This window comes from Calditrichota bacterium, from assembly GCA_020637445.1.
GTDB lineage: Bacteria > Electryoneota > RPQS01 > RPQS01 > RPQS01 > JABWCQ01.
In genome coordinates this window covers 619,692-632,296 of sequence record JACJVZ010000001.1, presented here as the reverse complement: position 1 = coordinate 632,296, position 12,605 = coordinate 619,692, and the positions used below count along the sequence as shown (strand labels likewise).

The following is a 12,605-nucleotide window of genomic DNA, read 5'->3' as shown; positions in this document are numbered from 1 at the left end:
GCGAACCACAGGGATTCACTGTCCAACTCGCTGGGGCGGAAGGACTCGAACCTCCGAATGGCAGGACCAAAACCTGCTGCCTTACCAACTTGGCGACGCCCCAGTATGAAAATAATCCTCTCAACTCGTGACACCGTCTCCATGACCGGGTGCTGCCGGACTGGCCGATGCTTCGTCGGAAAGTCTGTTGAATTCTTCGAGTATTTGAGACTCCATCTGCCGACGAAACTCGTTCGTGATCGGGTGGGCAATATCCTTGTACGTGCCATCCTCCAGCTTGCGGCTGGGCATGCAAACGAACAAGCCATCTTTGCCCTCGATGATCTTCAAACCTCGAATGACGAATACGTCATCAAAAGTAATATTGACGAATGCTTTTAGCTTTTCTTCGTCGCGTAGATTGACGTGAATCTCTGTGATGGTCAAGATTTCACCCCTTGCTTCCCATGCAAGTATGACCTTTTTCCCCTTTAGCGGGGACTTTCATTTCTGCTCCGAGCCACGGCGCGGCACACCGTAATCCGTAAGTCTAATTCTGTTTCCAGCTTTCGCTTTGCAGCGTCGGCCTGCTCGTGTGATTCAAAAATTCCGAAAACAGTTGACCCACTTCCGGACAAGAGGGATGCAACTGCTCCAGCCTCAAGCAGGGAATCTCGTAACCCGATAAGTCCCTCATGCCTCTGGAAAACTATATTTTCCAAATCGTTAGAGAGAAAATCAACAGGGTGCGACTCACCTCTTCCTGATGACCACAGAGGACTAAATATAACATTCTTCTCCACTTCTGTCAAGGGTACCCTGACTTGGGAAAAGGCCCACGCCGTCTCGACCCCAAAAGGCGGGCAAACCAGCACAAACATCCCCTCACTTCTGCCCTTGAGCGGTTCTATCACATCCCCACGGCCAGTGGCCCTGGCCAGCCCACCGTAGAGGAAAAACGGGCAGTCGGCTCCAAGTTCCTTGGCAAGGCTGTCAAGCCGGGAAACAGGCCAGTTTAGCCGCCAAAGACGATTCAGGCCCAACAAGGCGATCGCCGCATTCGATGAGCCTCCCCCTACCCCACCCTGCACGGGAAGATTCTTCTTGAGAACCAGCCGACCACGGCATCCGACTCCGGCGGCCTTTGACAGCAGCCGAGCGGCCTTCACAACCAAGTTCGATTCCCCGGAGGGCAGATCGGCTCCTTGAACCTCAAGTGTGAATGAATCGTCATCACGAAACTCCAATTCATCGTACCAGTCGAGCTCTTGGAAAACAGTTTCTAATTCGTGGTATCCATCGGCTCGCTTGCCAAGAATACGCAGAAGCAAGTTCACCTTAGCTGGCGAACGAAGCATGAAACCACCTTCAATTTCGAAGCTGTCTGGATAGGTGCGAGTAAGTTCTTCCAATGGATGGGGAGAGGAGTAAAGTAGACGCTCCGCCGCAAAGCAGTTTTGCAGCGGAGCGGTTCGAAGCGGGTTGAAGGAAACTCTACGTTACGTCCGAGACATCGGAAGGCATCTTCGCCTCGCGGTGCCGTTTTACACCGGTCTTCTTTTTCTTCTTCTTACCGGTTTCGGACCCGTAATAGTAGTAGTACTGATAGTAATGGAAGTAGTAATAGTACGAACCGTACATCTTCTTGATGTCGAGTCCGTTCAATATTACGCCGAGTACGTGCGAACCCACGCTTTCGATCAGGCCAAGCGCGCGCTTCAGTTCACTGCGGCCCGTCATGCCGGAGCTTACAACCACGATAGTCGCATCCGCTCTAGTCGTCAAGATCGCGGCATCCGTCACGGCCACAACCGGGGGACTGTCAAGCATCACGACGTCGTAACGAGAACGAGCTTCTTCCAAAAAGGCCTTCATGCGCTCGGATGCGACCATTTCAGCGGGATTCGGCGGGATGTCGCCGGCCGTGATCACATCGAGATTCTCCACTTCAGTTCGCTTAATCACATCCGAAAATGCAAGTGAACCAATCAACACGTTGCTCAATCCGTACATCTTGTCCAGATTGAAGAAATTGTGCAGAGTGGGACGGCGCAAATCGCTGTCCACAAGCAACACACGCGATCCGGTTTGGGCAAATGTGATCGCAAGGTTTACACACGTCGTTGACTTGCCTTCTTTGGTCGCCGAAGACGTCATCAGAATCACTCGTTTCGGATTGTCAATATCCGAAAACTGGATGTTCGTCCGAAGACTTCTATATGCCTCGCTAATCGGAGACTTCGGCGAGAACCGCGTGATCATCTTAGACTCAATCCGTGCTTCGTCTTGCGCCGTCAGCTCTTTGCCTTGCCGTTTCATGCGGCGGCGAATGTCCTCGATGTTCACGATCGGGATCGTGCCGAGCGCCGTCAAGTTCATCCGCTCAAGCTCTTCCGGCGTCTTGATGGTATCATCCAACAAGTCAATCAACAAAGTTATGCCGACTCCAAGCCCGAGTCCAAACAACATTCCGAAAAGAATATTGAGTTTCTTGCGCGGCTTCACCGGCACTTCAGGCGGCTTGGCCGTGTCGACGATCTCCACACCGGCCGATTTCGCCGCTTCGCTGATCCGAGTCTCTTCGTACTTCTCATTGAGCATCAGATACAGGTCTTCGTTCAGCTTGCTGTCACGCGTCAAACGCGCCAACACCAGAGCCTTTTCCGGCAATTGATCCAAATCATAGTCGATATTGGCGATGGCCTCGCGAAGAGCTTCGGCGCGTGCCGTCAACGCCTTGATTTCGACTTCGCTCTTCAGCACTTCCTCAAAAAGATTTTGCGAAGTTCTGAGCGGATCGAGCGAACCTCTGCCGCTGGCGATCTTTCGCACTTCCTCCGCCAATTTGCCTTTGATCGTCTCAATTTCGTTCTCAAGAGAATTGACCGTGACTTCCGTACCCGGACCGGGATTGGACACCAACGCCGCCAAACGCGACTGCTTCTCCGCAATTTCTCTTTGAAGGGTTTCGATGATCGGACTCGTGATGTTACTCATGTCCTCAACCATCGTTCCGCGCGTGTCTTCAAGCTGCCGCTTAAGGTAGTCCATCCGTCGTAACTCGGCATTCAGGTCACTTTCCGTTTGATTGTAAAGCGCGTGCATCTGAGTCGACTGGTCAACCAAGGCACGCGATTCGTCATCCAACGACGACACTCCGCGGCTTTCTTTGTATGCCCGTTCGAGTTCTTCTGATTGTGACAGCTGATCACGGACCACTTCAAGCTGCTGCTCGAGAAATTGCCTGATTTCGGAAATCTCGCCGCGCGCGGCGCGCAGCTTATAGCGATAATATTCCTCGGCGATTGCGTTAGCGAGGAATGATGATTCAAATGCAGAGGACGCACGGACAGAAACCTGCAGAACATCTGATCCCTTAAGGTTCTCAATGCTTGTATTGTCACGAAGCCTGCGGACACGGTCGTCAAACGTTATCGTGTTCCCCAGTGCATCCGACTCTCGCATGATGTTGAGCTCGGACTTGTAGGGAGAATCCGCCAACGACCTCAATACGTCTTCCGCGATTCTGCGGCTTCCCATCAATTCCGACTCGTTCAGATTTCTTGATTTCTTGAACGGAGCGGGATTCGCGTCTCGAATGGTAACGTCCACCGGGTCCGTATCGAGAAGCAAGACGCTCGCAGAAGCGACATATACCGGCTGCATTCGATACGTCAAATACGTCGTTGCCGCTACCACGGCGAAGAAGCAGCCGATGATGATCCAGCGCCCCCTGAACAGAATGCGGAAATACTCCGAAAAACGCCCTGTGTTGTCTTTGAAATCCAAAATTACCTCACAGCTTTGGGTAAGCGGTCTGATCCCGCGTCCATGTCACTCACTTCCGAGTCAGAAGCAACCAGTTTGTCTCGATCATGAAATGAGAAACCGTACTTCCAGAAGAATAGCAGTCCGACCAACGTCAGAGGAATGTAGTTTAGTGCATGCAGCAATACGGCGAAACCCGCCGCGCGATCACCCGGCACGTTAAACAGGCTCAATCCGAGCACTGCGATTCCGTGATACGTTCCTACTGCTCCCGGTGCTCCGGGAATCACAAAACCGATGGTCGTCACAACAAGCATCACCAGCACCGATCCGACAAGATCGTCGTGGATCATCGGATACTCAGGGCCGGTAAGCCCAACTGCCGCCATAATCAAATAGACCATGTATGTATACATCGCCCACAGCGCCAGCGAAGATATCGCCATTTGCCAGAACAGATCTTTGCGGCCCATCACGCCTAAACCCGCGCTAAACGTCGAGAGAAAACCGAGAATCTTTTCTCTGAACTTGTCGGGAAATATCTTCAAAAAGAAACCGGCAATCGAAAGAGCGCGCTCACGGTCAACGCCAAGCCATAGGCTGAAACCACCAATCAAGACAGCCGCCGCAGACATTATGTACGCGCCCATCTCAAGATTGCCCGGCAGCGGATAGATCAAGAGTGCGGCAACGATATAGGGAACCATGTAAATCAAGTCGACCACACGCTCCGCGACGATCGTTCCGAAAGCCGCCGTTCGCGAGAGACCCGTCAACTGATAGATTACCTGAGCCCGGTAGACTTCGCCCAAGCGCATCGGCAGCAAGTTGTTTGCCATATAGCCGATAGTCATTGCCCCAAACGTCGGGGTCAACTTAATCTCGGTTAAGGTCTTAAGCATCAACTGCCAGCGCCACGCGCGCAAGAATTGTGTCGCATAAAACACAAAACCCGCAATGACGATGTTTGACCACCTTGCATTCGCGATCACGCCGCCCAATTCGCTCAAATTGAACCTTGGTGATCCGAACAGCGCTTCGCCTATAGACATTTTGCCGGTGAACAGCGACGCGAAATGCGGCGTGAATGCAGTCAGATACAAAAAGAACCCACTGATGCCGAGGCTCAGGAGAATCTTCGAGGTGCGACTTTTCATCTATGTCAATTCGTTACTGTTGTCGAAAATCAATCCTGTTTTCATTTGGAACGGCCGGGGGAATGAACAAACTGCTGTCCAAATCCACGGTTTCATTCCACATCAGGATCTCATAACGACTCCCGATGCCATCGTCGCCTTTGAACTCGATTTCCTTCGGAACCCGTTTGTTCGCGGCAAATACCATATCAACCTGCCCCGACACCTGTTCTGAAACCGCGTCCAGAATCAAGAGTGTGTCGCCGTTTTCCTGCGCAACAATATCGAACGGAGCAAGTTCCCTGTTTAAGCTCAGCAACACGGCCTCCGGAGTCCATTCGGAGCGCCCTTCCGCGTCTTCTATCAGGAGAGTCTCTTGTTCCTTCAGGTATCGCCACTGGACGCTGCCTGTTTCGCACTGCGTCCATTCGGGAGTATCGTGATAAAAGCCATCGGGCCTGCGAAAGACAAGTCGTCCTTCGATCCCGCCTTCGGGGAAATCCGGCCCTGAGGCGCGGTAACCTATTTCAAGCGAAGGCAAAGAGCGCAAATGCCGTTCCACGCTGGAATAGAACTCCTCGGCAGTCTTGTTTGCCCATGCGTTGCCGAAAAGCAGAAGCAGTGCTATAAGTATCTTATTGTTGTTCAAGGTCCATCAATGTCTGTTCGTCTGCCAGCACCGCCCGCGCTTTCGATCCGTCAAACGGCCCGACGACGCCTGCTCGCTCGAGCTGGTCAATTAATCTTGCTGCTCTACTGTAACCAACCTTCAAGCGACGCTGTAAGATCGAAACGCTGCCTTGTCCAGTGCGCACGACAATTTTTGCCGCCTCGAGGAATAACGGATCCCGCCCTTCGAGTTGTCCGTCCACAACTGCTCCTTCACGCTCTTCCTGCTGATCGAGCGGAAGCACCAGCTTGGCGCGCGGAGGCGGTTGTTTTCGTATATGGGTAATTACTCTTGCAATCTCAGAAGACGTCAGAAGCGCGCCCTGCACACGTTGCGGCGCGGGTTCTTCGGGATGTTGAAAAAGCATGTCGCCTTGCCCCAAGAGCATCTCGGCTCCGTTCGTATCCAGAATCGTCCGGGAGTCTACTTTCATGGCAACTCGAAACGCGATACGCGCGGGGAAGTTCGCTTTGATGACTCCTGTGATAACGTCTACGGACGGCCGCTGCGTGGCAACGACCATATGTATGCCAACAGCGCGAGCAAGCTGTGCCAATCGCGCAATGGGTTCTTCAACTTCGCGCTGAGCAGTCACCATCAAGTCCGCAAGCTCGTCGATAAGTACGACGATGTACGGAAGGGGACGATCCCCTTCGCGCGGATCCTCCTTCACCATCACATTGTACTCCGAAAGCTGGCGCGCGCCGCGCTCTGCTAACATGTCGTACCGCCGCTCCATTTCAACGAGGCAGCTTCGAAGCACTTTCACGGCCTCGTCGGGCTTCGTGATTACATGTTCGCTCAGATCTGGCCTGTGAGTCAGATGATGATTTCGAAGTTCGTTGTATGCCGCAAGCTCGAGCTTCTTGGGATCGATCATCACGAATTGAACTTCTTCGGGAGTCGCACGGAGCAGAATCGACGTAATAATAGCGTTCACGCAGACGGATTTCCCTGAACCGGTCGTCCCCGCGATCAAGAGATGCGGAAGCGAGCCTAAGTCCGCCGTGAGAATTTCTCCATTGACCGTGCGACCCAGAGCAATGGTCAGTTTCGACTTTGCCGTTTGAAACTGCTGCGATTCGACGACTTCCCTGAATGTCACGAGCGCAGGTTTTGGGTTGGCCATTTCAACACCGACGGCTGCCTTGCCGGGAATAGGCGCGAGAATTCTCAATCCTCTGGCGCGCAGTGCCAAGGCGAGATCATCCGCCAGTGACTCTATTCGCGCAACCTTAACACCCGGCGCAGGGGCAAGCTCAAACTGAGTAATCACGGGGCCGGGATTTACTTGCGTTACTTGTGCTTTCACTCCAAATGTGTCGAGACTTTTCTCGAGCAACTCAGCATTGTGCTGCTGTTCGTCGCGTGACATTCCGCCAATGCGGTCGGCCGGAGGCAAGTTGAAACAGTCTGCTGCTGGAAATACGTAACCCGAATGGTCGTCCACCGACATGGTCATTTGTTCCGAAGCACGAACGGTTGCCCTGCGCGCGCCGGTCAAAGGGTCGATCTCTTCGCCCAAATTGTGGAGAACTTTCCCAGCGTGACCATCCGCCGCCGCAACTCGCGGCAGAGGTTCTGCCGTCTCGTGTTGCGACGGAGTCTCTCGCACCCGGTCTATGTCGACCGTGGGAATGGTCTCTTCAGGCTCTTTTTTCGAAGCCATCCAATTTTTCAAGAACCGCCAAGCGGGAACTACTGAAGGAAGCGGAAGACTCTTTGCCTTCCCGGCAATCTGCGCGGTCTGTGCCGCCCGTCGTTCAATCCACTCCGCAAATCCCGCCATCGTCATGGTCAGACCAACGAGCATCAAGACCAGCATGGCCAACACTGCGCCAAACCTGCCCGCAAGCAAAATCAGTTGGTGCGCGCTCCAGAATCCGAACTCGCCCGATTGCGCATAGTACGACGAAATATTATCCCTGTGAACAAGGTCACCAATCACGCCGATGCTCGTGGAGCTCCATAGCCCTAACGCAAGCGTCCAAACGGAAACAATCACGGCGCTGCGGCGCGAGTGCCTGCGCACAAGCGTCCAACCCCATAGACCAATGATAAACGGGAAAACCACTGCGGGCCATTGGCCCATAAATAAGGGACCAAGCAACGCAGACATGTACTCGCCGAATCTCCCAGCGGCATTGTCCGGCGCAGCTCCAAAATCGCGATAAGGGAAATCCTGAGTAGAATGAGTTGCAACCGCAACAAACAAGAGAAGGGCAAACCCCAACAACAAGAGGCCCGCCATAATTGGTGTTGGCGAGCGCTCAGTTGATTTGGTGTGTTGTTCAGCCTGCTTGGAAGTTGCCATTTGACTTAGGTAGTCTTACCTTCCCCTCTATCAGCGTCGGAACGATATTGTGAATATCGACTTTTGAGCAGTGTTCGAGGTCGTTGACGAATCCGAGTCCAGCGAGAAATTTTCCGTGATAGCTGTAGTGAACGACTTCAGGAATCTGCGAACGGTAATAACGAAAGAGATCAAGGGAACCCTGCGCGCCGTCGTTTGCCGCTTCGCTTCCCGGTCCGAGCAATCCTTCTACCATCTTTCCCGCACAGACAAAATCTTCCAACGAGAATTTTCCGTTGCGACCGGAACAGACAACAGCGACGTCGAGGTTTTTTTCGCGCGCGCTCATTACGACGGATGAAAGATTGTTGAAACAGCCTACAACAACATGTTCGGCCGTTTTCGCGCGGACCAGTGCCGGCGAACCGTTCGTCGACGCGAAAATCACCGTCCGACCGCCGACTCTGTCTTCAGAATACTCGAACGGAGAGTTTCCCAGATCGAATCCTTCGATAAGTTTTCCGTCACGTTCACCGCCAAGCACGACGTTTGCCCGACCTGCCTTGGCTGCAAGCTCACCCGCTTCGGCCGGGGTCGCTACGGGAACAACCTCGCGTGCTCCGTTGACAAGCGCCTGCGTAATGGTCGATGAAGCGCGAAGCACGTCAATGATGATTGCCGTTCCGCCGCGGACGTCATCCTCGTTCCACTCCCTTGGAGTCGCGAATACCCTGATGTTCATGTCGTTGTCCGCTCAGTATGGTCGTTTGTAGAAGGGCGGTTTGACGACTTTCGATTTCACTGGCTTGCTGTGGCAAACTACAAACACTTCAGAGCCAATTGCTGACAGCTCGCTCGGTACATATCCAAGTGCAATACCCTTGTTGAGACTTGGCGAAACAGTACCAGATGTCACTTTTCCGATTTCTTTGCCGCTTGCATCTTGGATCACATATCCATGGCGTGGGAATGCGGAACCTTCAAGCTCAATCGCCACCAATTTGCGCGTGAGTCCTTTTTCCTTAGCCTTCAGCAGGACGTCTCGCCCAATGAAATCGCCTTTGTCGAGCTTGGTGATCCAACCGAGGCCCGCTTCAAGCGGATGCGTCGTATCGTCGATGTCGTTGCCGTACAGGCACATCTTCATTTCGAGGCGGAGAGAATCACGCGCGCCGAGTCCCACTGGCTCGATGTCGAACTCCTTCCCCTTGTCCAGTACTTCCTGCCAGACATGCACGGCGTCTTCATTCTTCAGATAGAGTTCGAATCCATCTTCACCCGTGTAACCTGTTCGCGCAATAACCACATCCCGGCCGGCAACGCTTCCGACCGCAAAGTGATAGAATTTTATGGCAGAGAGGTCAGTCTTGGTGAGCTTCTGAATCACGTCTACCGCGTTCCGCCCTTGCACGGCCAGAAGCGACGTCTGCTCGGATTTGTCTTCCATGGTCACGTCGCCACGCAGGTTTTGCGAGAGCCAATCCCAATCCTTCTGCATATTCGAGGCATTGACCACCACCATAAAGTGATCGTCGCCTTTGTAAATCAACAAGTCATCAACGATACCGCCGTCGGGACGGCACATGCACGAATACTGCGCTTGCCCGACGACCATCGACTTGACGTCATTGACCGTGACGTAGTGCAAAAATTCTTCCCGGTCTTTTCCTCTGACTATGAACTCGCCCATATGGGAAACGTCGAAAACCCCGACCGTGCTGCGCACTCGCAAGTGCTCCGCGCGGATCGAACGGTATTGAATGGGCATTTTATATCCGGCGAAGTCAACAAGCTTCGCGCCGAGGGCTGCATGTTCGGCTGTTAGCGCCGTGGTTTTCAAAATTGCTCCGCGAATTATAGTTGGTTTAGTATGCTCAAAGGAAAGCGAGCCTCAATGACCGAGTCTCGCCTCTCCTGTCGTATCAAGTTTTGTCGAATCCGTTCTCGTAGAATCGACTTCCGTAGAATCCGCTTTCGTCGAGTCGCTCGCTTCCTCTTCCGGCGTCTTCAATTGAATCACCCGCACCGGAACGGACGCTGGACGGTAGCCTTCATTCATGACGATCTTTTGCCCGTCGTTCGAGACCAAAAAGGTCAGAAAGCCCGCGGCCACATCGGTCTTCATATGCGTCGTCACGTACGTGAACGTCGTCATAAAAGGCCAGCGCGGCGATTCCATGATTGTCTTGGCGTTGGCCGGAATACGCAGCTCTTTTTGCGCCCAACGCAGTTTCTTGAAGCCAACGGCGCTGGCAACTTTCTTCGAATAAATCAGCAAAGCGCCGGGATCATCGCGCGCGAGCAGCATCATCTGCGTCGCCGTTGAACAGACTACTGCGGCAACCGAATCGAAATCACCATAGTAGTTCATTAGTGACGTCCACGCTCCGTCGCCCGGCAAAGGAGCATACGGAGTGATCGCAATATCGTCACCTCCGAATTCCTTCCATGAAGTGGCCGTACCCTCGAGAATTCGCTTTAAACCCAAGCTGTCGATTGCGTCGACCGCAACGGAGTCGTGGATTAACAAATAGATCGGATAGTGCGCTACCGGATACGTGAAGAGTCGCATTTCGTGTGACGTGAACGAGAGCGATTCCTCATGGCTCAGTGCGCGGTCGATAAACACTTCTTCGACGCGTTCACTGATTAGAGAATCGAGCAACGACTGAGTCGAATATCGCCAGATATTGATCGTTGCCTGTTGATGAACGTCGCAATATGTTTCGGCTTCGTAGCGGGCCAAATCATACACTGCGTCACTGGCACCTATACGCGCCGCGCCTTTGGTAAACGTCTCTTCCGGTACTTTTTTGCAGCCAAGTATCACGACTGCACAGAGCATCACACGCAACAAAATCATCATTTAGCTATCTTCCCAAGGCCGTCTGTGTTCTCCGCCGAATCTGCGCTCCTGTGACTTCGGTGCGCGCGAAACGACAAATCTATGTACTCCAAGCAATATGACCACGATTCCCATCACCGTGCGCAGTCCCGTTCCTTGTGGGATCTGCTGAAGCAAATTTCCTGTCAGTATCATCACACCGATGACGACAAAAGCAACGGGAAGTATCCAGCGAGTGATCATTCAATTCTTTTCGACTAATTCGAAACCTTGAACTTGAACGGCATGGACACCCACACCGCCACCGGAGTATTCTGCTGAATCGCGGGAGTGAATTTCCATTGTGGAATCACACGCGCGACTTCATCTTCGAATCCGAGTCCGGCGGGCCTGACGTCGATCACATGCCAGCCGATGACGTCGCCCTGCGCGCTGACGTGGACCCATACATATACGATGCCTTCCACGCCGGCTTTGCTGGCAAGTTTCGGATATGCGGGCTGAGGATTAAAATCTCTGAGGGGCTGAGGATCAATTTCGCGCGGGACGAAGATCGTCCACGGGTCTACCGTTCCCGCATTCTTTAACTCACCCGTATTCAGTCCGAAACTTCCGCTGATTCCATCAAAAGCGCCGGTGTCAATCGAACCATCAAGTGGAACATTGCTCGCTAGGTCTGGCATTTCCAAGTCCTCGGGCACCAGAGAATCGATGACTTCCGGCTCTTCTTCAATAGGCACAAACTTGGAATCATCGGGTTTTTGCGGCGGCGTCGGACGCGGCGGCACCGGAATAGGATCGTCGATCCATTTTCGGAGATCCACGATGGTCGAATCCGTGGTTCTGCGTTTCGCGATAGGCTGATCCCGCTTCGGCAATAGCCCCACAAGCGCAATTAGCGCGCTGTGCAGAAAAACGCTGACGACCAATCCTTGAATCAGATACCGTCCGAGGTGACCTTTCAGATCACGCGCACCAATCACCAGTTTGTCAATCTTCGATCCGGTTTCCATGACACCTCCTTGGCCGCAATGCGGCGCGGATTAGATGAACTTCCGGGACCCACACGAAGAAAACCAAAACCAACAGAGCGCAAGACCGCACGACGTGACGCCGCGCGGTCCAAACAATTTTCGCGGCGTACTTACTGAACCTTAAAGTTAAACGGAATGGCGATCCACACTCCGACCGGATTTCCTTGCTGAATAGCCGGCGTGAATTTCCATTTCGGCAAAACTTTCTCTACTTCTTCTTCGAATCCGAGCTTCTCAGGCTTGGCTTGAACAATGCGCCACTTCTTCACTTCGCCCTTTTTGTCCACATATACCTGCGCGGTCACTTTACCCGAAACACCGGCACGTTGTGCCATTTCCGGGAATGCAGGCTGCGGGCTGAAGTCCGGCAACGGCTGTGGCGGAACTTCAAAGGGAATAAACTGATCGTAGCCCGGAATGTCGCCGCCATCATCCTCAATAACGAGCTCCACACCTTCGCCAATTGCGAGGGTGTCGTCGCCGTATTCTTCGACGATGGCCTGCACGAGCTCTTCCTGCTTTAATATCTCAGGCTGCTCTTCAGGAACTTCTTCCTCGCTCACGGCAATCGGCACCACCACTTTGGGCGGCGCTAATTTCGGACGAGCGATCTTAGGAGGAGCCTGATTGGGATTCAGTCGTTTAAGTTTTTCGAGAATCGAGGGATCCACGACGACCACGCGGTCGGGCGGCGGAATATCCTCTTTAAAGAGCGTCGCAATCATCGGAGCCGCGACAACGGCCGTATGAATTGCCACGCTTATCGCAAGCCCGCGCAAAAGATTCTTGCCGACGAACTTCTTCAGCTCAATCGAACCGTATTTGCCTTTTTCAAGTTCTTCTAAGAAATTTGTCATCCTCCGCCTTCCTTTCCTTTGTC

Annotated in this window: 12 protein-coding genes and 1 tRNA gene; all 13 read right to left on the bottom strand. The window is 53.2% G+C overall.

The features are described from left to right. Positions 1–30 precede the first annotated feature (30 nt). A tRNA-Gln gene (locus H6507_02430) sits at positions 31–103 on the bottom strand. Between the two features lie 17 nt (positions 104–120). Next, positions 121–426, bottom strand: coding sequence for a septation protein SpoVG family protein (locus H6507_02425; protein MCB9367959.1), 306 nt, complete (start codon positions 424–426; stop codon positions 121–123). Positions 427–470: 44 nt separating this feature from the next. Further along, the gene (gene ispE / locus H6507_02420) at positions 471–1,391 is read right to left on the bottom strand and encodes a 4-(cytidine 5'-diphospho)-2-C-methyl-D-erythritol kinase (protein ID MCB9367958.1); all 921 of its coding nucleotides are present in this window, start codon (positions 1,389–1,391) and stop codon (positions 471–473) included. Between the two features lie 82 nt (positions 1,392–1,473). Beyond that, complete coding sequence (locus H6507_02415; GenBank protein ID MCB9367957.1) at positions 1,474–3,768, bottom strand: polysaccharide biosynthesis tyrosine autokinase; 2,295 nt, start codon at positions 3,766–3,768, stop codon at positions 1,474–1,476. A 2-nt stretch (positions 3,769–3,770) separates the two neighbouring features. Next, positions 3,771–4,904: a flippase-like domain-containing protein gene (locus H6507_02410; GenBank protein MCB9367956.1), complete on the bottom strand. Its 1,134-nt coding sequence runs from the start codon at positions 4,902–4,904 to the stop codon at positions 3,771–3,773. Between the two features lie 13 nt (positions 4,905–4,917). Then, entirely contained in the window at positions 4,918–5,532 is a 615-nt protein-coding gene (locus H6507_02405; GenBank protein ID MCB9367955.1) for a hypothetical protein, read from the bottom strand. Further along, positions 5,519–7,867, bottom strand: coding sequence for a DNA translocase FtsK 4TM domain-containing protein (locus tag H6507_02400; protein ID MCB9367954.1), 2,349 nt, complete (start codon positions 7,865–7,867; stop codon positions 5,519–5,521). The genes H6507_02405 and H6507_02400 overlap by 14 nt, the downstream gene beginning before the upstream one ends. Beyond that, positions 7,845–8,588: a 2-phosphosulfolactate phosphatase gene (locus H6507_02395; GenBank protein MCB9367953.1), complete on the bottom strand. Its 744-nt coding sequence runs from the start codon at positions 8,586–8,588 to the stop codon at positions 7,845–7,847. The genes H6507_02400 and H6507_02395 overlap by 23 nt, the downstream gene beginning before the upstream one ends. 12 nt (positions 8,589–8,600) lie before the next feature. Further along, positions 8,601–9,686 (bottom strand): glycine cleavage system aminomethyltransferase GcvT, encoded by a 1,086-nt coding sequence (gene gcvT, locus H6507_02390; GenBank protein MCB9367952.1) that lies wholly within the window; start codon positions 9,684–9,686, stop codon positions 8,601–8,603. 51 nt (positions 9,687–9,737) lie between these two features. Further along, a complete protein-coding gene (locus H6507_02385; protein MCB9367951.1) occupies positions 9,738–10,712 on the bottom strand; it encodes a substrate-binding domain-containing protein in 975 nt (324 codons plus the stop codon). After that, positions 10,713–10,934 (bottom strand): hypothetical protein, encoded by a 222-nt coding sequence (locus H6507_02380; protein MCB9367950.1) that lies wholly within the window; start codon positions 10,932–10,934, stop codon positions 10,713–10,715. Between the two features lie 14 nt (positions 10,935–10,948). Continuing rightward, on the bottom strand, positions 10,949–11,704 hold the full coding sequence (locus H6507_02375; protein ID MCB9367949.1) for an energy transducer TonB: 756 nt from the start codon (positions 11,702–11,704) through the stop codon (positions 10,949–10,951). A gap of 131 nt (positions 11,705–11,835) precedes the next feature. After that, complete coding sequence (locus H6507_02370) at positions 11,836–12,582, bottom strand: energy transducer TonB (GenBank protein ID MCB9367948.1); 747 nt, start codon at positions 12,580–12,582, stop codon at positions 11,836–11,838. Positions 12,583–12,605: the final 23 nt, after the last annotated feature.

What these genes read in the sequence shown, in the direction of transcription:
- H6507_02370 (MCB9367948.1), bottom strand. Translation starts at nt 12,582, where the DNA reads ATGACAAATTTCTTAGAAGAACTTGAAAAAGGCAAATACGGTTCGATT.
- H6507_02380 (MCB9367950.1), bottom strand. Translation starts at nt 10,934, where the DNA reads ATGATCACTCGCTGGATACTTCCCGTTGCTTTTGTCGTCATCGGTGTG.
- H6507_02395 (MCB9367953.1), bottom strand. Translation starts at nt 8,588, where the DNA reads ATGAACATCAGGGTATTCGCGACTCCAAGGGAGTGGAACGAGGATGAC.
- H6507_02410 (MCB9367956.1), bottom strand. Translation starts at nt 4,904, where the DNA reads ATGAAAAGTCGCACCTCGAAGATTCTCCTGAGCCTCGGCATCAGTGGG.
- H6507_02375 (MCB9367949.1), bottom strand. Translation starts at nt 11,704, where the DNA reads ATGGAAACCGGATCGAAGATTGACAAACTGGTGATTGGTGCGCGTGAT.
- H6507_02400 (MCB9367954.1), bottom strand. Translation starts at nt 7,867, where the DNA reads ATGGCAACTTCCAAGCAGGCTGAACAACACACCAAATCAACTGAGCGC.
- H6507_02385 (MCB9367951.1), bottom strand. Translation starts at nt 10,712, where the DNA reads ATGATGATTTTGTTGCGTGTGATGCTCTGTGCAGTCGTGATACTTGGC.